At 62.3% G+C, this 26,922-nt stretch carries 21 protein-coding genes and 1 pseudogene; 8 read left to right on the top strand and 14 right to left on the bottom strand.

All coding sequences use genetic code 11. From position 1 onward, the window contains the following. Window positions 1-2 precede the first annotated feature (2 nt). The 7 genes from AC07OJ_RS08670 (at window position 3) to AC07OJ_RS08640 (ending at window position 12,319) form a co-directional block, all read left to right on the top strand. Complete coding sequence (locus AC07OJ_RS08670) at window positions 3-3,164, top strand: efflux RND transporter permease subunit (RefSeq protein WP_065899472.1); 3,162 nt, start codon at window positions 3-5, stop codon at window positions 3,162-3,164. Continuing rightward, complete coding sequence (gene adeC, locus AC07OJ_RS08665) at window positions 3,161-4,618, top strand: AdeC/AdeK/OprM family multidrug efflux complex outer membrane factor (protein WP_065899473.1); 1,458 nt, start codon at window positions 3,161-3,163, stop codon at window positions 4,616-4,618. Before AC07OJ_RS08670 ends, adeC begins: the two co-directional genes overlap by 4 nt. Before the next feature lie 314 nt (window positions 4,619-4,932). Continuing rightward, window positions 4,933-6,630 (top strand): molecular chaperone HscC, encoded by a 1,698-nt coding sequence (locus AC07OJ_RS08660; RefSeq protein ID WP_495094387.1) that lies wholly within the window; start codon window positions 4,933-4,935, stop codon window positions 6,628-6,630. 11 nt (window positions 6,631-6,641) lie between these two features. Then, complete coding sequence (locus AC07OJ_RS08655) at window positions 6,642-8,267, top strand: J domain-containing protein (protein WP_495094386.1); 1,626 nt, start codon at window positions 6,642-6,644, stop codon at window positions 8,265-8,267. A 141-nt stretch (window positions 8,268-8,408) separates the two neighbouring features. Continuing rightward, window positions 8,409-9,659, top strand: a complete 1,251-nt coding sequence (locus AC07OJ_RS08650) for an OprD family porin (RefSeq protein ID WP_495094385.1) — start codon at window positions 8,409-8,411, stop codon at window positions 9,657-9,659. A gap of 83 nt (window positions 9,660-9,742) precedes the next feature. Then, window positions 9,743-10,642, top strand: a complete 900-nt coding sequence (locus AC07OJ_RS08645; RefSeq protein WP_065899477.1) for a polysaccharide deacetylase family protein — start codon at window positions 9,743-9,745, stop codon at window positions 10,640-10,642. Window positions 10,643-10,762: 120 nt separating this feature from the next. Beyond that, window positions 10,763-12,319: a M91 family zinc metallopeptidase gene (locus tag AC07OJ_RS08640; RefSeq protein WP_495094384.1), complete on the top strand. Its 1,557-nt coding sequence runs from the start codon at window positions 10,763-10,765 to the stop codon at window positions 12,317-12,319. Window positions 12,320-12,329: 10 nt separating this feature from the next. On the opposite strand, the pseudogene AC07OJ_RS08635 reads toward AC07OJ_RS08640, so the two are convergent. From AC07OJ_RS08635 to pcaR, 14 genes and pseudogenes are all read right to left on the bottom strand, one after another. Further along, window positions 12,330-12,509, bottom strand: a pseudogene (locus tag AC07OJ_RS08635) (carboxymuconolactone decarboxylase family protein); the annotation flags it as partial. Window positions 12,510-12,771: 262 nt separating this feature from the next. Then, the gene (locus tag AC07OJ_RS08630) at window positions 12,772-13,467 is read right to left on the bottom strand and encodes a potassium channel family protein (protein ID WP_201143679.1); all 696 of its coding nucleotides are present in this window, start codon (window positions 13,465-13,467) and stop codon (window positions 12,772-12,774) included. After that, window positions 13,457-14,746: a TrkH family potassium uptake protein gene (locus AC07OJ_RS08625; RefSeq protein WP_495094530.1), complete on the bottom strand. Its 1,290-nt coding sequence runs from the start codon at window positions 14,744-14,746 to the stop codon at window positions 13,457-13,459. The genes AC07OJ_RS08630 and AC07OJ_RS08625 overlap by 11 nt, the downstream gene beginning before the upstream one ends. Before the next feature lie 196 nt (window positions 14,747-14,942). Next, window positions 14,943-15,341, bottom strand: a complete 399-nt coding sequence (gene pcaC / locus AC07OJ_RS08620) for a 4-carboxymuconolactone decarboxylase (RefSeq protein ID WP_065902905.1) — start codon at window positions 15,339-15,341, stop codon at window positions 14,943-14,945. Window positions 15,342-15,645: 304 nt separating this feature from the next. Beyond that, window positions 15,646-16,437, bottom strand: coding sequence for a 3-oxoadipate enol-lactonase (gene pcaD / locus AC07OJ_RS08615; protein WP_495006523.1), 792 nt, complete (start codon window positions 16,435-16,437; stop codon window positions 15,646-15,648). Between the two features lie 10 nt (window positions 16,438-16,447). Beyond that, a complete protein-coding gene (locus AC07OJ_RS08610; protein WP_495094383.1) occupies window positions 16,448-17,812 on the bottom strand; it encodes a 3-carboxy-cis,cis-muconate cycloisomerase in 1,365 nt (454 codons plus the stop codon). 9 nt (window positions 17,813-17,821) lie between these two features. Next, the gene (locus tag AC07OJ_RS08605; protein WP_065902911.1) at window positions 17,822-19,117 is read right to left on the bottom strand and encodes an MFS family transporter; all 1,296 of its coding nucleotides are present in this window, start codon (window positions 19,115-19,117) and stop codon (window positions 17,822-17,824) included. A gap of 180 nt (window positions 19,118-19,297) precedes the next feature. Continuing rightward, on the bottom strand, window positions 19,298-19,864 hold the full coding sequence (gene pcaG, locus AC07OJ_RS08600; RefSeq protein ID WP_106804909.1) for a protocatechuate 3,4-dioxygenase subunit alpha: 567 nt from the start codon (window positions 19,862-19,864) through the stop codon (window positions 19,298-19,300). A 1-nt stretch (window position 19,865) separates the two neighbouring features. After that, entirely contained in the window at window positions 19,866-20,570 is a 705-nt protein-coding gene (gene pcaH / locus AC07OJ_RS08595) for a protocatechuate 3,4-dioxygenase subunit beta (protein WP_106804910.1), read from the bottom strand. 17 nt (window positions 20,571-20,587) lie between these two features. After that, window positions 20,588-21,790, bottom strand: coding sequence for a 3-oxoadipyl-CoA thiolase (gene pcaF, locus AC07OJ_RS08590; RefSeq protein ID WP_177410378.1), 1,203 nt, complete (start codon window positions 21,788-21,790; stop codon window positions 20,588-20,590). Then, complete coding sequence (locus AC07OJ_RS08585; protein ID WP_065902919.1) at window positions 21,787-22,566, bottom strand: CoA-transferase subunit beta; 780 nt, start codon at window positions 22,564-22,566, stop codon at window positions 21,787-21,789. The genes pcaF and AC07OJ_RS08585 overlap by 4 nt, the downstream gene beginning before the upstream one ends. After that, complete coding sequence (locus AC07OJ_RS08580; RefSeq protein WP_495094382.1) at window positions 22,566-23,423, bottom strand: CoA transferase subunit A; 858 nt, start codon at window positions 23,421-23,423, stop codon at window positions 22,566-22,568. Before AC07OJ_RS08580 ends, AC07OJ_RS08585 begins: the two co-directional genes overlap by 1 nt. A gap of 269 nt (window positions 23,424-23,692) precedes the next feature. Continuing rightward, window positions 23,693-25,033, bottom strand: coding sequence for a 4-hydroxybenzoate transporter PcaK (pcaK, locus tag AC07OJ_RS08575; protein ID WP_065902923.1), 1,341 nt, complete (start codon window positions 25,031-25,033; stop codon window positions 23,693-23,695). A 143-nt stretch (window positions 25,034-25,176) separates the two neighbouring features. Next, complete coding sequence (gene pcaR / locus AC07OJ_RS08570; RefSeq protein WP_065902926.1) at window positions 25,177-26,019, bottom strand: pca regulon transcriptional regulator PcaR; 843 nt, start codon at window positions 26,017-26,019, stop codon at window positions 25,177-25,179. Between the two features lie 555 nt (window positions 26,020-26,574). On the opposite strand from pcaR, the gene AC07OJ_RS08565 reads away from it, so the two are divergent. Continuing rightward, a complete protein-coding gene (locus tag AC07OJ_RS08565) occupies window positions 26,575-26,775 on the top strand; it encodes a hypothetical protein (protein WP_057701255.1) in 201 nt (66 codons plus the stop codon). Window positions 26,776-26,922 lie beyond the last annotated feature (147 nt).

The following is a 26,922-nucleotide window of genomic DNA, read 5'->3' as shown; positions in this document are numbered from 1 at the left end:
CCATGTCGAAATTTTTTATCGACCGTCCCATTTTCGCCTGGGTAATTGCCCTGGTGATCATGTTGGTCGGGGCACTGTCGATCCTGAAGTTGCCCATCAACCAATACCCGGCCATTGCGCCAACCGCCATTGATATCCAGGTGACCTACCCAGGTGCGTCTGCACAAACCGTGCAGGACACCGTGGTACAGGTGATCGAGCAACAGCTCAACGGTATCGACAACCTGCGTTATGTCGCCTCGGACAGTAACTCCGACGGCAGCATGACCATCACCGCGACGTTCAACCAGGGTACCAACCCGGACATCGCCCAGGTCCAGGTGCAGAACAAGCTCAACCTGGCGACCCCACTGCTGCCGCAAGAAGTGCAGCAGCAGGGTATCCGCGTGACCAAGTCGGTGAAGAACTTCCTGATGGTGATCGGTCTGGTGTCGGAAGACGGCAGCATGACCAAGGACGACCTCTCCAACTACATCGTGTCCAACATCCAGGACCCGATCTCGCGTACCGCGGGTGTAGGTGACTTCCAGGTGTTCGGTTCGCAGTACGCCATGCGTATCTGGCTCGACCCGGCCAAGCTGAACAACTACCAGCTGACGCCGGTGGATGTGAGCAACGCGATCCAGGCGCAGAACGTCCAGGTGGCCACCGGCCAACTCGGCGGCCTGCCTGCCCTGCCCGGCACCCAACTGAACGCCACCATCATCGGCAAGACGCGCCTGCAAAGCGCCGAAGAGTTCGCCAAGATCCTGATGAAAGTGAATGCCGACGGCTCGCAGGTGCGCCTGGGTGATGTCGCGCGTATCGAACTGGGCGGCCAGAACTACAGCATCAGTGCACAGTTCAACGGCAAGCCGGCTTCCGGCATGGCGATCAAGCTGGCTGCCGGTGCGAACGCCCTGGACACCGCCAAGGCCATCCGCGCCACCGTGGCGTCCCTGGAGCCGTTCTTCCCGCCTGGCATGAAGGCGGTGGTGCCGTATGACACCACCCCGGTCGTGACCGAGTCGATTTCCGGTGTTGTACACACCCTGGTCGAAGCGATCGTGCTGGTGTTCCTGGTGATGTTCCTGTTCCTGCAGAACTTCCGCGCCACCATCATCACCACCATGACCGTACCGGTGGTATTGCTGGGTACTTTCGGGATCCTCGCAGCGTTCGGTTTCACCATCAACACCCTGACCATGTTCGGCATGATCCTGGCCATCGGCTTGCTGGTGGACGATGCGATCGTGGTGGTGGAAAACGTCGAGCGGGTCATGGCCGAGGAGCACTTGTCGCCGAAAGAAGCGACGGTCAAATCCATGAGCCAGATCCAGGGCGCCCTGGTGGGTATTGCCCTGGTACTGTCGGCGGTACTGTTGCCGATGGCGTTCTTCGGTGGTTCCACCGGTGTGATCTACAAACAGTTCTCCATCACCATTGTTTCGGCGATGGCGCTGTCGGTACTGGTTGCCTTGATCTTCACCCCGGCCTTGTGCGCCACCATGCTCAAGCCGATCGACCCTGAAAAGCATGGCCAACCCAAGCGCGGTTTCTTTGGCTGGTTCAACCGCACCTTCGACCGTGGCGTACTGAGCTACGAGCGCGGCGTGGGCAACATGATCAAGCACAAGTTTCCAGCGTTCCTGGTCTACGTGCTGATCCTGGCCGGCATGATCTGGATGTTCACCCGTATTCCAAGCGCGTTCCTGCCTGAGGAAGACCAGGGTGTGATCTTTGCCCAGGTACAGACGCCGGTCGGTTCTTCGGCTGAACGTACGCAAAAAGTCATCGACGACATGCGTGCCTTCCTGCTGAACGACAAGGAAGGCGAGCCGGGCGAAGGCAAGGCCGTGAAGTCGGTGTTTACCGTGAACGGCTTCAACTTCGCCGGTCGTGGCCAGAGCTCGGGCCTCGCGTTTGTGATGCTCAAGCCGTGGGATGAGCGTGACTCGTCGATGTCGGTATTCGAGGTGGCCAAGCGTGCGCAGGGTTACTTCTTCGGGGCCTTCAAGGACGCCATGGTATTTGCCATCGTGCCGCCTTCGGTACTGGAGCTGGGTAACGCCACCGGTTTCGACGTGTTCCTGCAAGACCAGGGTGGCGTCGGCCACGAGAAGCTGATGGCGGCACGCAACCAGTTCCTCGGTGCAGCGGCGCAAAGCAAGATCCTCGCAGGTGTGCGTCCCAACGGCGTGAACGATGAGCCGCAGTACGAGCTCACCGTCGACGACGAGAAGGCCAGCGCCCAGGGCATCAGCCTGGCGGATATCCAGCAGACCCTGGCGATTGCCCTGGGTGGTAGCTACATCAACGACTTCATCGACCGTGGTCGTGTGAAGAAGGTGTACGTGCAAGGTGACGCGGCCAGCCGGATGTCTCCGGAAGACCTGAACAAGTGGTTCGTGCGCAGCAGCTCCGGGAAGATGGTGCCGCTGTCGGCCATCTCGTCGGGCCAGTGGATCTTCGGTTCGCCGAAACTCTCGCGCTATAACGGTGTAGCGGCGATGGAAATCCTCGGTACCCCGGCACCTGGCTACAGCACCGGTGATGCGATGGCGGAAGTCGAGCGTATCGCCAAGGACCTGCCAGCCGGCGTCGGCTATGCATGGACCGGCCTGTCGTATGAAGAGCGCCTCTCCGGCTCCCAGGCGCCTGCGCTGTACGCGCTGTCGCTGCTGGTGGTGTTCCTGTGCCTCGCGGCACTGTACGAAAGCTGGTCGATCCCGATCGCGGTGATCCTGGTAGTGCCACTGGGGGTGATCGGTGCATTGATCGCCACCAGCCTGCGCGGCCTGTCCAACGACGTGTTCTTCCAGGTGGGCCTGTTGGTCACAGTGGGCCTGGCGGCGAAGAACGCCATCCTGATCGTGGAGTTCGCCAAAGAGCTCCACGAACAAGGCAAGGGCATCGTCGAAGCGGCCATCGAGGCGTCCCGCATGCGTCTGCGTCCGATCATCATGACGTCCATGGCGTTCATGCTCGGCGTATTGCCCCTGGCGATCTCCACTGGCGCCGGCTCGGGCAGCCAGCACGCCATCGGTACCGGCGTAATTGGCGGTATGATCACCGCCACCGTCCTGGCGATCTTCTGGGTGCCACTGTTCTTTGCAACCGTGTCGGCCGTTGGCGAGCGTAAAAAGACCGACACTACTGAAACTCCTAAAGAGGCTGGCCAATGAGCAAGTCGCTACTTTCCCTAGCCGTCACGGCATTCGTGCTCAGTGGCTGCTCGTTGATACCTGACTACCAGCGCCCCGACGCGCCGGTAGCAGCGCAATACCCGCAGGGGCCGGCGTATTCGTCGGCCCAGGCGCCGGGCCAGGCCGCTGCCGAGCAGGGCTGGAAGCAGTTTTTCCATGACCCTGCCCTGCAACAGCTGATCCAGACCGCGCTGGTGAACAACCGTGACCTGCGCGTTGCGGCCTTGAACATCGACGCCTACGCCGCGCAGTACCAGATCCAGCGTGCCGACCTGTTCCCGGCCATCTCGGCCACGGGCAGCGGCAGCCGTTCGCGTACCCCGGCCAAGTTGTCGCAGACCGGCGAAGCCGGGATCACCAGCCAATACTCGGCCGGCCTCGGGATCAGCTCGTATGAGCTGGACCTGTTCGGTCGTGTGCGCAGCCTGAGTGAAGAAGCACTGCAGAAGTACTTCGCCACTGAAGAAGCGCGGCGCAGCACCCAGATCAGCCTGGTGGCCAGCGTGGCCAACGCCTACCTGACCTGGCAGGCCGACAAGGAACTGCTCAAGCTGACCCAGGACACCCTCGGCGCGTTCGAGCAGAGCTACAAGCTGACCTCGCGCAGCAATGAAGTCGGCGTGGCCTCGGCCCTCGACCTCAGCCAGGCGCGCACCTCGGTGGAAAACGCCCGCGTGCAACTGGCGCGCTACACCCGCCAGGTGGCCCAGGACGAAAACAGCCTGACCCTGCTGCTGGGCACCGGCTTGCCGGCAAACATCACCAGCAAGCCGCTGTCGGATGACCTGCTCAGCGAAGTGCCAGCCGGGTTGCCATCGGACCTGCTGCAACGTCGTCCCGACATTGTGCAGGCCGAGTACAACCTCAAGGCGGCCAACGCCAATATCGGCGCAGCCCGCGCGGCGTTCTTCCCGAGCATCAGCCTGACCGCGAGTGCCGGCACTGCCAGCCCGACCCTGGGCGGCCTGTTCAAAGGCGGCTCGGGTACCTGGTCGTTTGCCCCGCAGATCAACATCCCGATCTTCAACGCCGGTAGCCTGCGCGCAAGCCTGGACTACTCGAAGATCCAGAAAGAGATCAACGTGGCCAACTACGAGAAGGCGATCCAGACCGGCTTCCAGGAAGTTTCCGACGGCCTCGCCGCGCGTGAAACCTACAAGCAGCAGCTGGATGCCCAACGTGGCTTCGTCGCCGCCAACCAGGATTACTACCGCCTGGCCGAGCGTCGCTACCGCATCGGTGTCGACAGCAACCTGACCTTCCTCGACGCCCAGCGCCAACTGTTCAGTGCCCAGCAATCGCTGATCACCGACCGCCTGGCGCAGCTGAACAGCGAGGTCAACCTGTACAAGGCCCTCGGCGGTGGCTGGAACGAGCAGACCGCGAAGAACGAGCCGTTGAAAGAACAAGCACCGCCACTGAAGTTGTTCTGACAGTGCGGCTGTAGATAAAACCGCTTCCCTTACCGGAAGCGGTTTTTTTATGCCTGTTCACTCCCCGACGCTGCTTTTCTGTGGGAGCTGGCTTGCCTGCGATGCAGGCACCTCGGTACATCAGTGACACCCATTCGATGCAATCGCAGGCAAGCCAGCGCCTACAGAAAAGCCGCGTGTTTTTTGCTCGGTTGCCCATCTCGCTCCACCCCCACCGATCCGCCTATCCCCGGTCGTGCACCTTGCGCTCCCTTCAACCTTTCAGGGTAAAATTGGTAACAGATTCTTACAGACCACAGAGGGAGCTTGTCGTAATGATCGTAGGAATCGACTTGGGGACCACCAACAGTCTCGCGGCAGTCTGGCGTGGTGATGCCACTGAATTGGTGCCCAACGCCCTGGGCCAGATGCTCACCCCCAGCGTGGTCGGGCTGGATGATCAAGGCCGCGTGCTGGTCGGCCAGGCCGCCAAAGAGCGCCTGCACACGCACCCGCACCTGACCACGTCGCTGTTCAAGCGCTACATGGGCAGTGCCACCGAAGTGCGCCTGGGCGACCGTTCGTTCCGTCCTGAAGAACTCTCGGCACTGGTGCTCAAGAGTCTCAAGGAAGACATCGAGCGCACCTACGGCCATACCGTCACCGAAGCCGTGATCAGCGTGCCCGCCTACTTCAGCGACGGCCAACGCAAGGCCACGCGCATCGCCGGCGAACTGGCGGGGCTCAACGTCGAGAAACTGATCAACGAGCCCACCGCGGCCGCCCTCGCCTACGGCCTGCACCAGCGCGACAAGGAAACCTCGTTCCTGGTGTTCGACCTCGGTGGCGGCACCTTCGACGTGTCGATCATCGAGCTGTTCGACGGCGTGATGGAAGTGCGCGCCAGCGCCGGCGATAACTTCCTCGGCGGCGAAGACTTCGACACGCTGCTGCTCGAACACTTTGTCGACAGCCAGCGCAACGCCCAGGGTTTCCCGCCCACCAGCAGCGTCTTGCAAGCCCTGCGCCGCGAGGCCGAGCGCGTGCGCAAGGCCCTGGGCCAGGACGACAGCGCCGACTTCAGCCTGCGCGTCGACGGCGAGCAATGGGTCACGACCATCACCCAACAGGAGCTGGCCAAGCTCTACACGCCGCTGCTCGAGCGCCTGCGCGCGCCGATCGAACGGGCCCTGCGCGATGCGCGGATTCGCGTTGGCGACCTCGATGAAATCCTGCTGGTCGGCGGTACCACGCGCATGCCGCTGGTGCGCAAACTCGCCGCCGGCCTGTTCGGGCGCTTCCCGTCCATCAGCCTCGACCCCGACCAGGTAGTCGCCCACGGCGCGGCAATCCAGGCCGCGCTGAAGGCACGCTCGGCCGCCCTCGAAGAAGTCGTGCTGACCGACGTCTGCCCCTACACTCTCGGTATCGAGACCTCGAACCAGTACGGCAGCCACATCGAAAGCGGCCACTACCTGCCGTTGATCGAACGCAACAGCAGCGTGCCGGTGAGCCGGGTCAAAAGTGTGTTCACCCTGTACGACGACCAGACCCGCGTGCTGTTGAAGATCTACCAGGGCGAAAGCCGCCTGGTCAAAGACAACATCGAGCTGGGCCAGCTGGAAATTGCCGTGCCCAAGCGCAAGGCCGGTGAAGTCTCGCTGGACGTGCGTTTCACCTACGACAACAACGGCCTGCTGGAAGCCCAGGTGAAGATCCCGCTGACCGGCGAGCAACACTCGCTGGTGATCGAGAACAACCCCGGCGTACTTAACCCTCAGGAGATCCAGCAGCGCCTGCAAGCCTTGGCAGAGTTGAAGGTTCACCCCCGCGACCAGCAGGTCAACACCGTGCTCGTCGCCCGCCTCGAACGCCTCTACCAGGAAAGCCTGGGTGAGTTGCGCGAGCAGCTCGGGCACTGGGCCGGGCAATTCCAGCAGGTGCTCGATACCCAGGACGAACGCCGCATCCGCGAAGCGCGCAGTGAACTGACCCGGCAACTTGAGCAACTCGACAACGGGTTCTGGCGCTGAGGGAACACTCCATGGATTGTTGGACTCTGCTGCAACTGCCGGAAGATGCCGACGAGCGCACCATCAAGCGCACTTATGCGCGGCTGCTCAAAAGCTGCCGCCCGGACGAAGACGCCGAAGGCTTCCAGCGCCTGCGCGAGGCCTACGAAGAAGCCCTGAGTGAAGCGCGCTGGCGCGTCGATAACCAGGACGAGGACGAGGACCGGGTCGAGGCGCCTGTGGCCGAAGCCGCCTACGGCAACCTCAGCGACCTGGCCGAACTGATGGACGTTCGCCCGCTCAGCCCTGCCCCCTTCGAGGCGCCGGCGCCGGCGCCGAACCCGGCCCAGGCGCTGCTCAGCGGCCTCAGCGTGCATAACCTCGACGAGCGCTGGGCCCAGGCCCGCCAACAAGGCTGCGCCGACGCCTTCCAGGCCCTCCTGCTGCGCCATTGTTTCGATGCCCCGGGCGAGCGCAGCGCCATCGCCAGTTGGGCAGTGCAGCACCTGGAATGGCTGACGCCGTGGCAGCAGGTGGCAATGACCCCCTGGCAATACGAAGCGCTGACCAGCGAGCTGCTGCAGGATTACCGCCGCACCTTGCAGGAACTGCTCGAGCAAAAGGCCGAGCGCGAGTTCATCACCCGGCTCACCCACTACAACAACCAGCCTTGGCTGCGGGTCTTTGACCTGCAGCAACAGTGGCAACGTATCGTCCTGCACCTGCTCCACGACACCCAATGGAGCGTGCCGCTGTTTGAACGGGTGTGCCAGGCGTTCGGCTGGGACGACCAGAAAGGCGTGTACCCGGAACCCGCCTGGATATGGCGCCAACTGGTGTCCCGCTGCGAGCAGGAAAGCTTCTACGCCAACCTGCTCGACAAGGCTCAGGACAAGCGGCGCAACTCGGCCGATGCGCTGGCCGCGCGCCTGCTGCTGACGCCGATGTCGGCCACGCAACAAAAACGCCTGACCGACACCTTCGGCGAAAACGACTGGCAGGCCTGCCAGCACCTGGCCGAAACGCTCACCTGGCGCTACCCGCAACTGCTCGAACGCCTGCCCCACAAACAACTGTTTTTCTGGCGCAAGTTCGTGCCACGGCCCATCTACACCCAGGTATTTATCCGGCTGTGGGCCGTGTTCGCCCTGGGGTTCGGCCTGAGCATCGCACACGACAAACCCGACAACCTGAACCTGATGTCGCTCGCGATCTTCATGCTGATGGCGTTCGTGCCGGCCGCCATCGGTTTTCGCGTGACACAGCTGTGGGCCGGGATGAGCTCCACCTATCGGGTACCCGACCTGTGGCTGAGCCAGTACCTGATCCCCAAGCGGATCAACCCCAATGAATACTGGCTGGTGATACGCCACGGCGTGCCGCAGGCGATCATGCTGGTGGCCTGCGGGCTGATGCTCGGCGTGCTCGGCGCGCTCACCTATGCCGGCATGGTCCTGATCCACCTGTTGCACAAAAAACGCATCGGTTCCATGAGCCCTGCCTTCGCCGAAGGCTACCCGTGGCTGAACGGCTTGCACTGGGCGTTCTGGAGCCCGTTGCAAGCGGTGTTCCTGGTGGTGATGGTGGCGCTGATCGTTGCCGCCCAGCACTACCTGCCGAGCTTCCCCTGGACCCACTTCGACCTGCCCAAGCGCTGACCCTGACTGCCGGGCCCGACGGCCCGGCAACTTGCGTTCGATCATCGCCCACAACCCGCCCTCCCCCGATTGAATCGTCCCCGCACCGCCCCGCACCATGGCCGCCACCTGCATAACCCCAATAACAACAGGTCCGACACCATGAGCACTTTCCACCCGCGCCGGCTCTTGCTGGCCACCGCTGTCGCCAGTCTTGCGTTGCCTGCCGTCGCCGAAGAACATGGGTTTCTCGAAGACGCCAGCGCCAACCTCAACCTGCGCAATTTCTTCTTCAATCGCAATTACACCAACCCCACCAAGACCCAGGGCGGCGCGCAGGAGTGGACGCAAAGTTTCATCCTCGATGCCAAGTCCGGCTTTACCCAGGGCACGGTCGGTTTCGGCGTGGATGTGCTGGGCCTGTACTCGGTGAAGCTCGATGGCGGGCGCGGCACCGGCGGCACCCAATTGTTGCCGCTGGATCACGATGGCCGCCCGGCGGACGAGTTCGGTCGCCTGGGCGTGGCGTTCAAGGCGCGGATATCGAAGACTGAAGTCAAGGTGGGCGAATGGATGCCGGTGCTGCCGATCCTGCGTTCGGACGATGGCCGCTCCCTGCCGCAAACCCTGCGCGGCGGGCAGATCACCTCCAGGGAAATCGATGGCCTGACCCTCTACGGCGGCCAGTTCCGCGCCAACAGCCCGCGCGACGACAGCAGCATGACCGACCTGTCGATGGTCGGTAAACCGGCCTTCACCTCCGACCGTTTCAACTTCCAGGGCGGCGAGTATGCGTTCAACGACAAGCGCACCCAGATCGGCCTGTGGAATGCCCAGCTCAAGGACATCTATAGCCAGCAGTTCGTCAACCTGATCCACAGCCAGCCCATCGGCGACTGGACGCTGGGGGCCAACCTCGGATTCTTCTACGGCAAGGACGACGGCAGCGCCCGCGCAGGCAACCTGGACAACAAGACCTGGTCCGGGCTGTTCTCCGCCAAGTACGGCGGCAACACCTTCTACGTCGGCCTGCAACGACTCACCGGCAACAGCGCCTGGATGCGCGTCAACGGCACCAGCGGCGGCACCCTGGCCAACGACAGCTACAACTCGAGCTACGACAACGCCGAGGAAAAATCCTGGCAGGTGCGCCATGACTACAACTTCGCCGCCCTCGGCGTCCCCGGCCTGACCCTGATGAACCGCTACATCAGCGGCAGCAACGTGCACACCGGCACCATCACCGACGGCAAGGAATGGGGCCGTGAAAGCGAAATCGGCTACACCGTGCAGAGCGGCTCCCTGCAAAACCTGACGGTACGCTGGCGCAACTCAAGCATGCGCCGGGACTACAGCAACAATGAATTCGACGAAAACCGGTTGATCGTCAGTTACCCGATAAGTCTGCTGTAAACCGCCGCCGGACTTGCTGTATGGTGCGCGCCTGCCGCTGCTGATCCACTCAGCAGCGGCTTCTATCCGGGCCCGCGCACACCATGAAATCCTTCGTCATCGCCTTCGCCCTCTGTGCCCTGGCCCTGAGCCTCAGCGGCTGCATTGGTGCGCCCATTCCCCTGACGCCGCAGACCGAACAGCGCCTGCAAGCCCAGGCACCGATCCGTTTCCTGCTGACCTTCGACGACGGCCCCAGTGCCTCGGGCTACAACAACCCCAGCCGTTCCGTGGTCGCCGACCTGGCGCACAACCCGGTGTTGCCGGGGATCAAGGCGGTGTTTTTCCTGCAGACCGAAGCGAGCCGTTCCGGCGGGAGCTCCCGCGGCCGCAAGACCATGGAGCGTGAGTACGCGGGCGGGCATATCCTGGCCTTTCACACGGCGACAGCGTTTCATACCAACCATCGCTGGCTGAATGACGCCGAGCTGGACAGCACCCTCGCCCAAGGTGCGGCCGACATTGCCGCGATCACCGGCACGCCGCCCGTGCTGGTGCGCCCACCGTTCTGGAACTACGACCGCCGCACGTTCGCCGCCTACCAGCGCCATGGCATGCAGGTGTTGCTCACCGACTTGAGTGCCAATGACGGCAAGATCTGGGGCTTCAACGGCAGCCCGCGCCGCCGCGCCAATCTGTATCGACAACTGTCGGTGGTGCGCGAACACATCGCGCTCGGCGAGCTACCGACAGTGGACGGGGTGATACCGGTGGTGGTGACCTTCCACGATATCAACCGCTACACCGCGCGGCACCTGCAGGAGTACCTGCAGATCCTGCTCGACAGCGCCCGCATCAATGGGATGCCGACGGCCGCCGAGCCGTTCTACACCGACACCGGCGCCCTGCAACGCGCCGCGCTGGCGCGTACGGTCAAGGATGTCAGCGAGCCCGTGCATCTGCCCGGCGTGTGGAATTGGGTGTGGGACGCCGACTCCCACTAAATCCAGGCCGCTCCCAAGGCACGCAACATCAAGACAAGTGTTTGACTGCCCTCTCCTCGGAACAACACTTCCCTGCCCACCACTCAAAGGAAAATCTGCCAGCAACGATCGAGCCTTACCATGACTATCTCTGCGTCCACGCCCGTAATGACGAATTACACTCACAGTCCATCGCCGACACCGCCAGAACCTTCCGTCCAGATCAAATACAAACGCCCTGACTCCGATGCCCTGACCCCTGCCTCCCGTCCGTCTCCGGAAATCGCCCTGGGACACAAAAGCTACGTTAACAGCGAGGTCCTGTTTCAGGACAAGAATGTGAAAATCTCCCAGGAGGTTGAATTCAGCGCCGAAAAAAACGGCGACGTCAGCACCATATTCAGTCAAATGGTGTTAGAAACCGGCAACCATGCAGACCGGGTGAACATCAAGCGCGCCCCCGATGGGAAGCTGATCGCGACGGTCAACGGTAAAGCCTACAGCCTCGAGCTGCTCAATCGTCCCGAGCAGGGAATGGTCCAGCCCCTGTATATCAAGACCCACGGCGGCAACGACTCCGTGGTGGTGGCTCCAGACGTCACGACGCCCATCAAGATCGATTTGGGAGACGGTGACGACTACGCCCGCGGTGGTGGCGGCAACACCCAAATCAAGGGCGGCGCAGGCGACGACTTTATCGTGATGGGCAGGGGGCGTGGGGTCGCATCAGGCGGGGAAGGCAACGACACACTGATCGCGGGCAGTGGCAGCAGTGCGCTGTATGGCGACAATGGCGATGACCGCCTTCAGGCCATGCAGGGCCCTGCCCACCGAAAGGTGCATATGGACGGAGGGCGCGGCAACGACTTCATGATCGCCAAAAATGGCCACACCGTGATGCACGGTGGCGGTGGTGACAACCTGATGGTCAGCCATGGCAGTTCGGTCATTTACACCGGCAGGGGTAAAAACAACGTGAGGTCTTATCATGACAACACGGTGATCTACGCCAAACCTTCGGATAACGTGGTCCACTCGCCCAGCTCACGCAGGATTGATGTAACGCCCAGTGATGCCGGGAAAACTGCCTATAAGGTCGAGGGTTCCGCCGAGTTCAAACAGCGCGTCGAAGACGATCTGGAGCTATTGAGAATGTCGCCCATAGGCCAGCAGTCCTTGAAGAAAGAGGACGAACTGGCCGCGAGCAACAACGCGCCGGTCACCCTGCGCGAGCTGGACACCCGGTATGACATGACCTACGGCTTCAACACCAAGGCCATCCAACAGCATCTTCAAGCCGGCGGCGCCGTCGAAGCCCTGAGCGAGTCACAGTTGGGTTATATCGTGGAGGGTAAAGCCGGAGAAAAAGCTGACCTGGGCACGATCAATTACAACCCGATGTATATGCATGACGACAGTTCCTCCCCGATCACCAGTCTCGCGCATGAAAGGGGACACGCCTTCGCGGGTGCCACAGGCCAAAATCTAAAGGGCGCAACCGCAGAACCCGACAATAACCAGGAAGGTGAACCCAACAGGGAGCGACAGGCGATCGGTCTGCAATCGGCAGTCCCCCCGGTTGATTTCGACGGTGACCCCAGCACCGCGAAAACCACCTCCAATCCACGGGCATTTACCGAAAACGGCCTGAAAGAAGAAATGGGGCTTCCATTGCGCAAGAGGGTCTACACCACGTAGGCGGCCTGAGCCGGCTCGACCGCCTCAGGCCCGGGCGGGTCCAGATGTCACCCCAGGCGTGGCGGGTGATCATTTCCTGGAACTCACTGTCGAACTCGGTCAGGGCATTGAGGCGGCGGTCGACATGCGCATCACCCAGTACTTCGCGGCGCACCTGCGGGCCATCGGCATAACGGTGTTTCTCACCCACAAAAACACTCCCGACTGAACGTGATAAAGGCTCGCCCCACTGTGGCAAACGCACTTGCCGTAGCCAGCAGGCTTGTTTTGCTGAGCGGACTTATTGTGGCTAGTGGGCTTGTTGTGGCGAGCGGGCTTGCCCCGCGTTGGGCTGCGCAGCAGCCCCAAAATCCAAGCACTGAACAAACGCACTGACTGACTCACCCCCGCTTCGCCCCCCAACGCGCGGCAAGCCCGCTCACCACAGGCTTACCTGCAACACAACTCCCGGCCTATGTCGAATGGCCGGCAAATTTTTGAATCAGATGAGTCGGCCCAGACACGATCAGCAGATCCCCCGGCAGTACCTGCGTACCCGGGGTGGCATGCTGAAAATCTTGACTGGCACGCTTCAACCCTACGACCGTCACGCCGAATTTTTCGCGGATTTGCCCATCGGCCAGCGTGCTGTTGTGGCTCGACACGGGCGAATGAATCTTGGCGATGGCGAAACCGTCGTCGAACTCGATGAAATCAATCATCCGCCCGGTAATGAGGTGAGCCACACGCTCACCCATTTCCTTCTCTGGATAGACAACGTGGTGAGCGCCAATGCGTTGGGCTATCTGCCCGTGCTCGGCTGTTCGGGCCTTGACCCAGATATCCGGGATCCCCAGTTCGGTCAGCGTCATGATGGTCAACAGGCTGGCGGCCAGGTCGGTGCCGATGCCCACAATGGCATGGGCAAAGTCGGCAACGCCCAGTTGGCGTAACACCTGCTGGTTGGTGGAGTCGGCCTGCACCGCATGCGTCAGCAGGTCAGCCCACTCATGAACCGGTGCCGCGTCGCGGTCGATGCCCATGACGTCGTGCCCCAGCCGCATCAGCGATTGGGCCACCGAGCCGCCGAAGCGGCCCAGACCGATTACCACCACGCTGTCGCCCTTGGCAAATGAGAACTTCTCTGAAAATAGAAAGTTAGCCAACAATGGGATGCTCCTCTGGGTAACGGTAGGGCATACGGTGCTTGCCCAAGGCCAGTGACGCCGCCAGCGTGATAGTGCCCACCCGTCCGGCGAACATCAGCAGCGTCAACACCAGTTGGCTTGAGGTGGGTAGCTCGGCGGTGATACCGGTGGACAAGCCGACGGTACCAAACGCCGAGATGACTTCGAAGATGACCTGGTCTGTGGGCAACGCGGTTTCACGCAGGATAAAGAGCGTTGCCAACACGATCAGGGCGCTGCTCAGGACCAGCACGGTTATCGCTTGACGCTGGGCCGCAGCGCCGACTCGCCGGCCAAAGGCCTCGCAATCACTGTGCCCACGAATTTCAGCAATCACCAGCAAGACCAGGATCGCCACAGTACCGACTTTCACCCCGCCGGCAGTGCCTGCACTGCCGCCACCGACGAACATCAGAAAGTAATGCACCGCCCAGCTTTCCGGGGTCAGTGCCCCCATGTCGATCGAATTGAACCCGGCGGTACGCGCAGACACGGAAGCAAATGCTGCCGATAACACTTTATCGGTCACGGCCATCGGGCCAAGGGTGGTGGAATGGTCCCACTCGAACAGCAACAGCGTGATAAACCCGACCACCAGCAAGATCGCCGTGCCAGACAAGGTGAGCTTGGTATGCAGCGACCAGCGATGAGGATGGTTGAACCGGCTGCGCAGGTCATACAGCACGGGAAAGCCAATGCCGCCGATAATGATGGCGGCCATCACAGGCAACAGAATCCAGGTATCCGTGGCGTAATGCATCAGGCTGTCGGGATAAATCGAGAACCCTGCGTTGTTGAACGCCGATACCGCATGAAACAGGCCGCTCCAAGCCGCATCGGCCCATGACTGGCCATAGCCCCAATGCAACCTTAAAGTGAGCCACACGGTCGTGATGAGCTCCAAGGCGAACGTCACCACCAGCACCAGTTTGGCCACGCCGGCAATGTCGCCCACCCCCAATGAGCGCGACTCCAACTGTGCGACCATCTTGGTGCGCAGGCGCAACCGGCTGTTAACCATGAGGCCAAGCAGGGTCGCCACCGTCATGATGCCGAAACCGCCAAGCTGGAACAGCAGCAGAATCACCGACTGGCCGAAGGTCGACCAGTACGTACCCGTATCCACCACCACCAACCCGGTCACACAGACGGCCGATACCGCCGTAAAGAAGGCCGTCGCCCACGGGACGGCGTCCCCCTCGGCATGGGAAATCGGCTGCATCAGAATGAAGGTTCCGACCCCTATCGCGGCCAGGAACACCAAGGCGACAACCCTGGCGGGATGCAGCAGTAATTTCATTAGGGCCGGGGGCTCAGGTCGGATAGGAAGATCCGTAGCGCAGGATAAACACGACGCCCCTTAGGAGCTGTAGGAATAAGCCGCTACTCCCCGTCAGCATAGCTGAAACACTCAACCTCCCATTTTACCGCCCCCCGCTGCGTCGCGGAGTCTGCGTTCAGGCCTGCTCCCGCGACTCGACACCCAGTTCATCCCACACCGATTCAGCCAGGTGAAACGTCGCGTTCGCCGCCGGTATGCCGCAGTAAATCGCGCTCTGCATCAGCACTTCCTTGATCTCGGCGCGGGTCACGCCATTGCTGGCCGCGGCGCGCAGGTGCAGCTTGAGTTCTTCGCTGCGGTTCATGCCGATCAGCATGGCGATGGTGATCAGGCTGCGGGTGTGCCGCGGCAGCCCCGGGCGGGTCCAGATGTCACCCCAGGCGTGGCGGGTGATCATTTCCTGGAACTCACTGTTGAACTCGGTCAGGGCATTGAGGCTGCGGTCGACGTGCGCATCACCCAGGACTTCCCGGCGCACTTGCAGGCCATCGGCATAACGTTGTTTCTCATCCACAAAAAATACTCCCGACTGAATGTGATAAAAGCTCGCCCCACCGTGGCAAACGCACCTGCCGTAGCCAGCACACTTGTCTTGCTGAGCACGCTTGTTTTGCTGAGCCGACTTATTGTGGCTAATGGGCTTGTTGTGGCTAATGGGCTTGTTGTGGCTAGTGGGCTTGTTGTGGCGAGCGGGCTTGCCCCGCGTTGGGCTGCGCAGCAGCCCCAAAACCTGCGACAAGGTCCATCGAAAAAAACGCACTGACTGACCCCAGCCCGCTTCGCCCCCCAACGCGGGGGCAATCCCGCTCACCACAGGTTCAATGCGCCCGCAGAAATTCCAGCACCCGCTCACTGAACGCCGCACCCGCCTGCACATTGGACAGGTGCGCAGCATAGAACTCGGCGTATTCGGCGCCCTGCACATGGCTCTGGATAAAGTGGCTGCCGGCCGGTGGCGTGACGGCATCTTCGGTGCCGGCAATCGCCAGGGTCGGCACTTTGATCAAGGCCAGTTGCTCGCGGAAATCGGCGTCGCGCACCGCCGCACAATTGGCCGCGTAGCCTTCGGGCGAGGTCGCCGCGAGCATGTCGGTGATCTGCTGGGCCTGGTGCGGGTTGGCCGCAGCGAAATCGGCGGTGAACCAGCGCGCAATCGATGCATCGCGCAACGCTACCATCGCCGCCGCGCCATCGCGCAGGACCATCTCGATACGCGGGTTCCAGATGTCCGGCGTGCCGATCTTGGCGGCGGTGTTGCACACCACCAGGCGCTGCAGGCGCTCGCCAGCATGAATGCCGAGCCATTGGCCGATCAAGCCGCCCATCGACAGCCCACAGAAATGCGCCCGCTGGATATCCAGCGCATCCAGCAGCGCAATCACGTCGCGCCCCAGTTGCTCGATGCTGTAGGGCCCCTCGGTGACCAGGGATTTGCCATGGCCACGGGTATCGAAACGCAACACGCGAAAATGCCTGGTGAAAGCCGGGATCTGGATGTCCCACATGTGCAGGTCAGTGCCCAGCGAGTTGGACAGCACCAACACGGGTGCCTCCGCAGGTCCATCCAGTTGGTAATGCAGTTCGCCCTCGGCGAGTTGTACAAAAGCCACAGCGTTCTCCTCAGGCGGTCAAGGCAAAATGTTCGGTGACGGCGCGGGTCACCCAGGTGTGCGCCTGGCCCAGGTAGTGGGCCGGGTCGAGCAGGCGGTCGAGTTCAGCGGCGGACAGTTCGTGGGTGATTTGCGGCTCGTCCGCGAGCACCGCACGCAAGTGACGCCCCTCGGCGACCGCGCGTTTACAGCATTGCTGGAGCAGGTGGTGGGCGGTCTCGCGCCCCAGGCGTTGGGCGAGCACGATGCTCACGGCTTCGGCCAGCACCAGGCCCTGGGTCAGGTCGAGGTTCTGCGCCATGCGCTCAGGATTGACCTCCAACCCCTCGCTCACCAGCAAGGCCTGGCGCAGCGCTCCGGAGACCAACCGGCAAATCTCCGGCAGGGTTTCCCACTCGGCGTGCCACAGGCCCAGGCTGCGCTCGTGTTCCTGGGGCATGGCGCTGAACAGTGTCGCCACCAGGCCAGGTACGCGAGTCGCCGCGCTGATCAGTACGGCGGCGCCCACCGGGTTGCGTTTGTGCGGCATGGTCGAGGAACCGCCCTTGCCCGGCGCCGACGGCTCGAAGACTTCCGCCGCCTCGGTCTGCATCAGCAGGCTGATATCACGCCCCAGCTTGCCGAGGCTGCCGGCGATCAGGCCGAGCACACTGGCAAATTCCACCAAACGATCGCGCTGGGTATGCCAGGGTTGTTCGGGCAGGCCCAGCTGCAATTCGGCAGCCAAGGCCTCGGCGACCGGCATCGCCTGTTCACCGAGCGCCGCCAAAGTGCCGGACGCGCCGCCAAATTGCAGCACCAGCAGACGCGGTTTCAGCTCGGCGAGACGTTGCCGACTGCGCGTCACTGCCCCCAGCCAACCGGCGATTTTCATCCCCAACGTGACCGGTGTCGCATGCTGCAACCAGGTGCGCCCAGCTAACGGCACGCCGGCATAACGCTGCGCCTGCGCGGCCAGCACGCCGCCCAGTTGCGCCAGGTCAGCTTCGATCAACGCCAGCGCCTGGCGTATTTGCAGGACCAGGCCGGTGTCCATCACGTCCTGGCTGGTCGCGCCCAGATGCACATAACGCTCGGCCCCGGCATCCTCACTGGCGATCAACTTGCCCAGCGCCTTCACCAACGGAATGGCCGAATTCCCCGCCGTGGCAATCGCCACGCCGAGGGCATCCACGTCGTACCGCGACGCCAGGCAGGCCTGGGCAATCGGGGCAACGGCGGCGTGCGGAATCAAGCCGACCCGCGCTTCGGCACGGGCCAGGCCCGCTTCGAAATCGAGCATGCCCTGCAGGCGCCCCTGATCGCAGAACACCTCGGCCATGCTGTCAGCGGTGAAGTAGGCGTCGAACAATTGATTGCTCGTGCGCAGCGTCATAACGGTCCCTTACAAATCGTGGTGCAAATACGCCGCCTGTTTCGGCAAGCGCAAGCTGAACAGGAAGGCCACCGCCATCATGCCGGTGACATACCAATAGAAGGTGTTTTCCATGCCCATGGATTTGAGCCCCAGGGCCACGTATTCCGCCGAACCGCCGAAGATCGCGTTGGCCACCGCATAGGCCAGGCCCACGCCGAGGGCGCGCACTTGTGGCGGGAACATTTCGGCTTTCACCAGGCCGCTGATCGAGGTGTAGAAGCTCACGATGGCCAGGGCCAGGGTGATCAGCACAAAGGCCAGGAACGGGCTGCTGACGGTTTTCAGGCTGAGCAGGATCGGCACCGTGCACAGCGTGCCCAGCGCGCCGAACCACAGCATCGAGTTACGGCGACCGATCTTGTCGGCCAGCATGCCGAACAGCGGCTGCATGCACATGTAGAGGAACAGCGCGCCGGTCATGATGTAGCTGGCAGTCTTGGCGTGCATCCCGGCGGTGTTCACCAGGTACTTCTGCATGTAGGTGGTAAAGGTGTAGAAAATCAGTGAGCCGCCGGCGGTGTAGCCAAGCACGGTGATAAACGCAGCCTTGTGGTCACGGAACAGCGCAGCGATGCTGCCGGCGTCCTTGTCCTGGCGGGTTTCCTTGCTGGTGGTTTCCTTGAGGGTGCGACGCAGCAGCAGGGAGATCACGGCTGCAACTGCGCCGATCACGAACGGAATCCGCCAGCCCCACGCCCGCAGTTCGTCTTCGCTGAGCAGTTGCTGCAAGATCACCACCACCAGCACTGCCAGCAGTTGCCCGCCGATCAGCGTCACGTATTGGAACGAGGCAAAGAAGCCACGTTGGCCCTTGAGCGCGACTTCACTCATGTAGGTCGCGGTGGTGCCGTATTCGCCGCCGACCGACAAGCCCTGGAACAACCGCGCCACCAGCAGCAACGCCGGCGCCCAGGCGCCGATGTCTTTGTAGGTGGGCAGGAAGGCAATCACCAGCGAGCCGGCGCACATCATCAGCACCGAGATCATCATCGAATTCTTGCGACCATGCTTGTCGGCCACCCGGCCAAACAGCCAGCCGCCGATAGGTCGCATCAGGAAGCCGGCGGCAAAGACGCCAGCGGTGTTGAGCAGTTGGACCGTGGGGTCGTCCGACGGGAAAAACGCCGGGGCAAAGTAGATGGCGCAGAAGGCATAGACGTAGAAGTCGAACCATTCGACGAGGTTGCCGGAAGACGCACCGACGATCGCAAAAATCCGTTTGCTGCGTTCTTCTCCGGTGTAGTGGCTGGTTTTTGTTGTCATGTTTTTTTCACTCAGTGGGAACGGTTATAGCCTAGACATACTTTGCAACAACCATGTTCCGCAAGCAGACTTTTGCACAGCAGTTGCCTGAACCGGCCTCATCGCCGGCAAGCCCGGCTCCCACATTTGGAAAGCATCCCCTGTGGGAGCTGGCTTGCCGGCGAAAAATCTTCAGCCAACTCAATAATCAAAAAACACGGTCTCTTCGTCTGTGCCTTGCAAAATCACATTCCACTGGTACACACCCGCCGCATCCGCCTTGGCGATCAGCGTGCGCCGCCGCTCCTGGGGCACACACGCCAGCAGCGCGTCATCCCCATTCAGCGCCTCGCCGTCAAAGTAAATCCGCGTCAGCAGGTGCTTCACCAGCCCACGCGCGAATACCAAGACCACCAGGTGCGGCGCCTGGGTCGTGCCCTTCAAGCCCGGAACGGCACCTGGCTTGATGGTGGTAAAACGAAACCGCCCTTCGGCATCCACCGGCACCCGGCCAAAGCCTTCAAAGTTGGGGTCGACAGCCTTGTCCTGCTCATCCTCGGGATGGTCGTACTTGCCGGCGGCATTCGCCTGCCAGACTTCCAGCATGGCGTCGTTGACGACATCGCCGTTGCCATCCACCACCTGCCCGCTGATCGCCACGCGCTCGCCGAGGGTGGCGGGCACGGTGAGGTCTTCGCGGTTCAGCCAGGTCAGGCCGATGTGGTAATACGGCCCGACGGTGTGGGACGTGGTCGCAGTGAGTGTCATCTCATTTCTCCATCGGCGTGGCGTCGCGGCCGCGCAGGACGATGTCCCAGCGGTAGCCGAGGGCATAGGAAGGAATGGTTTTTTCCAGGTCGAAGCGGGCGATCAGGCGCTGCTTGGCCGAGGTGTCCGGCACGCAGTTGTAGATCGGGTCGTACTCCAGCAGCGGGTCGCCGGGAAAATACATCTGTGTGACCAGACGCGTCAGCACGCTCGGGCCGAACAGTGAAAAGTGGATATGCGCCGGGCGCCACGCATTGTGGTGGTTGCCCCACGGGTAGGCGCCGGGCTTGATGGTCTGGAACTGGTACCAGCCTTCGGCGTCGGTGACGGTGCGGCCGGTGCCCGTGAAGTTCGGGTCCAGCGGCGCGTCGTGCAGGTCGCGCTTGTGGTTGTAGCGACCGGCAGCGTTGGCCTGCCAGATCTCCACGAGGATGCCCGGCACCGGTTGGCCGTTTTCATCCAGCACACGCCCGTGAATGATGATGCGCTCACCGAGCGGTTCGCCGGCGTGCTGGGCGGTGAGGTCGTTGTCCTGCGCATTGACGCGCTCGGCGCCGATGGTCGGGCCGGTGATTTCCGACAACGAATGGGGCAGAAACACCAAGGGCTTGGACGGCGAACGCAGGTTCGTCGACTGGTAGGCCGGGTGCAGGTAATCAGGCTGAGTGCCCGCTTGCGGGCGCCGGTAACCGGGCTTGTCACTCATGGAGCAATCCTCTCTTATTAGACGCGTTCAATCGCCAGGGCCAAGCCTTGGCCGACGCCGACACACATCGTCGCCAGGCCTTTGCTGCCGCCGGTTTTTTCCAGTTGATGCAGTGCCGTCAACACCAGCCGCGCACCGCTCATGCCCAGCGGGTGGCCGAGGGCGATGGCGCCGCCGTTCGGGTTGACCTGCGGCGCGTCGTCGGCAATCCCCAATTCACGCAGCACGGCCAGGCCTTGGCTGGCGAAGGCTTCGTTGAGTTCGATCACGTCGAAGTCGCTGACCGCCAGGCCCAGGCGTTCCACCAGCTTGCGCACCGCCGGCACCGGGCCGATGCCCATCACGCGTGGTGCCACGCCGGCACTGGCCATGCCGAGCACCCGGGCGCGGGCCGTGAGGCCGTGTTTTTTTACGGCGTCGGCGGAGGCCAGGATCAGCGCTGCCGCGCCATCGTTCACGCCCGAGGCATTGCCGGCGGTGACGGTCTTGTCCGGGCCGTTGACCGGCTTGAGTTTGGCCAGGGCATCGAGGGTGGTGTCCCGTGGGTGTTCATCGTGCTCCACCACGGTCTCGCCTTTTTTGTGCGCAACGCGTACCGGCACGATTTCCTCGGCGAAGTACCCGGCAGCCTGGGCGGCGGCCGTGCGTTGCTGGCTACGCAGGGCGAACGCGTCCTGGTCGGCGCGGGACACGTTGAAATCGTCGGCGACGTTGTCGGCGGTCTGCGGCATTGCATCCACGCCGTACTGGGCTTTCATCAACGGGTTGATAAAACGCCAGCCGATGGTGGTGTCTTCGAGCTTCATGTTGCGCGAAAACGCCGCGTCGGCCTTGCCCATCACGAAGGGTGCACGGGACATCGACTCGACGCCCCCGGCAATCGCCAACTCCATTTCACCGCTGGCAATTGCACGGAACGCTGTGCCGATGGCATCCATGCCCGAGGCACACAGGCGATTCAGGGTCACGCCAGGGATGCTTTCCGGCAGGCCCGCCAGCAGCAGGGCCATGCGCGCGACGTTGCGATTGTCTTCACCGGCCTGGTTGGCGCAGCCGAGGAAGACTTCGTCGACCGCGTTCCAGTCCACCGAAGGGTTGCGCTCGATCAGTGCCTTGATCGGCAACGCGGCGAGGTCATCGGCGCGCACGGTAGACAAGCCACCGCCGAAACGGCCGATGGGAGTACGAATGGCATCACAGATAAATACTTCGCGCATCAGGCTTCTCCGGGGGCTTGGCCATGGGCGGCGGCGGTACGTGCTTCGAGGTCACGCAAGGCGCTCAACTCGACGTCGGTGGGTTCCTCGGTGGTGCTGACCTGGTCGGCAAATCGAATCGCCCAACCGGTGGCGGCCACGACTTGTTCGCGGGTCACGCCAGGGTGCAGCGCGGTGACCACAAATTCATGGGTGCCCGCTTCCGGCTCCATGATGCACAGGTCGGTAATGATCCCTACAGGCCCAGCCCCTGGCAGGCCCAGGCGTTTGCGTGAATCGCCGCCTTCGCCGTGGCCGACCGAGGTGATGAAGTCCAGTTTGTCGACAAACGAACGCGACGACTGCTTGAGGATGATCAGCACGCTCTTGGCCGAACCTGCGATCTCCGGTGCGCCGCCGGCCCCCGGCAGCCGCACCTTGGGCTGGTGGTAATCGCCCACCACGGTGGTGTTGATGTTGCCAAAGCGGTCGACCTGGGCGGCACCGAGAAAGCCGACGTCGATACGCCCGCCCTGCAGCCAATAACGAAAGATCTCACCGGTCGGCACCACCGTGTCGGCGGTCTCCGCCAGCTCGCCATCACCGATCGACAGCGGCAACACCGAAGGCTTGGCGCCAATTGGGCCGGACTCGTAGATCAGCACCACGTCGGGCGATGAAGTCAGGCGCGCCAGGTTGGCGGCCTTGGACGGCAGGCCGATGCCCACAAAGCAGACCGAGCCGTTCTTGAGGCGACGCGCGGCGGCGACGGTCATCATTTCATTGGTCGAGTAAGCCATTACTTGGCCTCCTGCACGGTGGCCAGCTTGGCCTGGAATTCACTGAAGTCGGCAGTGCCGTGGATGTATTCGTCGATCCAGGCGGTAAACGTCGCACGGTCGCGGGCAATCGGGTCCCACGCCTGATAGAAGCGGTTATCACGCTCGTTGTAACCATGCGCGTAGGAAGGGTGTGCGCCACCAGATACATGGCACACCGCAGTCAGTGCCCACGTCGGCAACACGCAGCTGTTCATCGGCGCGTTGAGGTCATCGACGATTTCCTCGACGGTGACGATGCAGCGCTTGGCCGCCAGGGCCGCTTCCTTCTGCACCCCGAGAATGCCCCAGAGCAGCACGTTGCCCTTGCGGTCGGCCTTCTGTGCATGGATCACGGTGATGTCCGGGCGCACCGACGGCACCGCCGCCAGCACTTCGCCGGTGAACGGGCAGGTCACGGTCTTGATCAGCGGGTTGACCTTGGGCAGGTCGGAACCGGCGTAGGCACGCAGTACCGCGAACGGCAGGCCCGAGGCGCCGGCGACGTAGGCATTGGCCAGGTCGGCGTGGCTGTGTTCTTCGATTTCCAAGGGTTGCGGCCATTGCTTCTCGACTGCGTCACGCAGGCGGTGCAAGGAGCCCACGCCAGGGTTGCCGCCCCAGGAGAAAATCAACTTGCGCGCACAGCCGGCGCCGATCAACTGGTCGTAGATCAGGTCAGGCGTCATACGCACCAGCGTCAGGTCTTTCTTGCCCTGACGAATGATTTCATGACCCGCTGCCGTAGGGATCAGGTGGGTGAAGCCCTCCAGTGCGACGGTATCGCCGTCGTTCACGAATTGCTTCACCGCGTCGCGCAGCGCAAGAATTTCAGCCATGGGGTTCGGGCTCCCGGTGTGGATCGAAAAAGGCGCTGAGGTGGCGCCGAAGTGCTTGAAGATTAAGCCGGGTAAATGGGCTGAACAATCCGATAATCGACTCAGTGTTCGATTATCGAACGGATTGTTGTCTAGCTAATCTTCTCGCCGACACGCCATCAGAAGCGGCCCACCCCTGTAGGAACGGGCTTGCCAGCGACCGCATCACCGCGCTCAATGATTGACCGAGGCGCCCGCATCACCGGCAAGCCCGCCCCTGCGACGGCGGGTCAGGTGGCGTCGGCGTGGCTGACCATGCCTTTGATGACCACGGCCGCCGTAGCCAGCGCCGCCGGGATTACCAGCGCGGTCAGCACCTGCTCGAAGTTCCAGCCCAGGCCCAGCAAGGTGGCGCCCATCCACGCGCCGAGGATCGCACCGAAGCGGCCGATGCCGAGCATCCACGACACACCGGTGGCACGCCCCTGCGTCGGGTAGAAACGGGCCGCCAGGGACGGCATTGCCGATTGCGCGCCGTTGACGCACATCCCGGCGATCAGCACCAAAGTCGCCAATAAAGTGATATTGCCCAGGCTCTGCCCCACCGCGTAGGCAAACACCCCGGCCAGCAGGTAGAAAGTGCCGATAACCTTGTGGGGGTTGAACCGGTCCATCGCCCACCCTACCCCGACTGCACTCAACACCCCGCCAAACTGGAACAACGCGCCGATAAACGCGGCCTGCTCCAGGCTGGCGCCGCTGTCACGCATCAGGGTCGGCAACCAGCTGGTCAGCAGGTACACGATCACCAGGCCCATGAAGTAGGTCAGCCACAGCAGCAAGGTGCCGGCGCTGTAAGTGCCGGAGAAGATCACCGCAAACACGTTGCGCGCCTTGACGGTTTTCTGCTCCGGCACGCTGAAGTGGGTAGCCTGAGCGACGATGGTCGGCTCGATGGGTGACAGGGTTTTGCGCACCTTGTCGGTCCCACGGTTGCGCACCACCAGGTAGCGCGCCGACTCCGGCAACCACAGCACGAGCACCCCCACGAGAATCAGTGGCAGGATGCCGCCGATCATCAACAACGCGTGCCAGCCAAACGCCGGGATCAGCTTGGCCGAGATAAACCCGCCACCCGCCATGCCGAGGTTGAAGCCACAGAACATGCTGGTCACCAGCAGCGACTTGTGGCGTTCGGGGGTGTACTCCGACAGCAACGTCGTCGCGTTCGGCATGCCGGCGCCCAGGCCCAGCCCGGTAAGGAAGCGCAGCACCAGCAATTGGTCGACATTGCTGCTGTAGGCCGAGGCCAGGCTGAATGCTCCAAACACCAACACCGCGCCGACCAGCACGACCTTGCGCCCGAACCGGTCGGCCAGCGGCCCCGATCCCAAGGCACCGAAGACCATGCCGATCAACGCGGCGCTCATCACCGGGCCGAGGCTGGCGCGATCAATGCCCCAGTCCTGGGACAGAGCGGGCGCGATAAAGCCCATGGCCGCGGTATCGAGACCATCGAGGAATACGATGAGGAAACACAGAATGACCACGCGCCACTGGTAGCGTGACAGCGGCTGGGCGTTGATAAAGGACTGGACGTCCAGCGTGGTACCGACAGAAGGCTGATTCATTATTTTTATTCCACACCGATGGCGGGCTGACGGCCTGGGGTCGTCGTTATTATTGGGCGGCGCTCAGAGCGCTGCCGCACAGTAATAAGCCAGGGGAAACATCGTCAATTGATCAAACCGGGATCTGTGCGGTCACCGAACAGTTAGGCAAACAGTTGCGCGCTCAGATCCCGACTCGCACTCAGCATGCTCGGCAGGAACCGCTGCTCCAGCTCGCTGCGGCTAACCCGCCCGGCGTGGGTACTGACATTGAGCGCAGCCAGCACCTGGCCGGACGCGTCATACACCGGCACGGCGATGGAGCGCAGGCCTTGCTCCAATTCCTGATCGACGATGCACCAGCCCTGCTGACGCACTTGTTGCAGGCATTCGAACAAGGCTTCGGGGGTGGTCAGCGTACGGCTGGTCTTGGTTTGCAGGTCGGCATGGTCGAGGTAATCCTGCAGGGAGGCATCGTCCAGCGCCGCCAGCAGGATGCGGCCCATGGAGGTGCAATAGGCCGGCAAGCGCCCGCCCACCGACAAGTCCACCGAGATCAGGCGCTGGGTGGTGGCCGAACGCGCGATGTAGAGAATGTCGTCACCTTCGAGGGTGGCCATGTTGCAGGCTTCGTGGAGCTGCTCGCTCATGCGATCCAGGTAAGGCTGGGCCGACACTGCCAGTGGCGTGGATGACAGGTAGGCATGGCCGAGGGTCAAGACCTTGGGCAGCAGCGAATAGGTGCGCCCGTCGGTGGTGGCGTAGCCCAGCTTGATCAATGTGTGCAGGCAACGGCGCACGGCGGCGCGGGGGATTTCCGTGCGATGGCTGATCTGGGCGATGGTGAGGTGACGCTTGCGTTCCTGGAACGCCTGCACCACGGCCAGGCCACGGGCCAGGGAGGTCATGAAGTCCGGATCACCGGTAAAGGCCTGGATACGCTTGGCCGGTGAGGCAACGATCGGCGGCGCCACTGAGGCGAAAGCGTTGCGCAATTGATCGTTCATGTCGGGATCCTTTCTCTTATTGTCAACCGCAAGGGAGGCTTGGCTGCTATTACAAGCCGCGCCGGCCGGGATGCACAAGGCACGACCGGGAACATTGGGCGATTATCGGACGCTCATTCGATAATCGCAATTTTGCATGACCGAGGACGGGTCCGCCCGCCAACCAACTAAAGTTAGGGCGGGGTTTTAACGTCCGAAGTGGGGTGGATTTTATGACGCCAACTTTTATGCAAACACTGACGCGCTCGTGTAACAAAACGCTCACACAAAGTTGACGCTTTTTAACTTTATGCCGATAGTGTTATTCAAATGCGCCGCTATAATGCACCCTGTATGCAGGTCCGCCCGGTTTCACTGTCGGGACGGGAGCTGGCCAGATGATGCAGATGCCGTGCATTGTTGATCGCAACTACCTGCCTCGAATGTCAGCATTAATCCATGGCCGTTCGTGCCTGTTTCAAGTTCAACGCTGCAACGGTTTAACTTGAAAGAGCCCGAGGGCGACATTCAGGCACCGTGCTGCAATGTAATTACTCAACTCAATTAGGTAACGATGTGACGAAAGACGAACTGCGCGCGGAACTTGAGCGCCAGGAGCAACGTTACAAGGACGTTTACGGCGGGGAAATCACCACCTACGCCGCCCAGCCTGAACCTGAACGCAAACCATGGCGCAAACGAGCCAGCCTGCTCGACCAGGCATTTGCCCAGGAAATCCAAAAGATTGAACAGGAACTCAAAACCGAAGAGCCATAAGCGCTTCGGTTTGAGCCACGGGTTGCGCCAGGCTGCTGGCACATAGCTAGCAGCCGGCTATTCGGCATCCCACTGCCGCGAGCGAAATTTCATACAAATGTTTCAGGCATGCTGTTTTCGCCAAAAAACCCTGCCCCTGGCACCCTC

The organism is Pseudomonas sp. GW821-FHT09C08, assembly GCF_059418125.1.
Note: the sequence above shows the minus strand (reverse complement) of the source record. Positions and strands in the feature narration are given on the sequence as shown.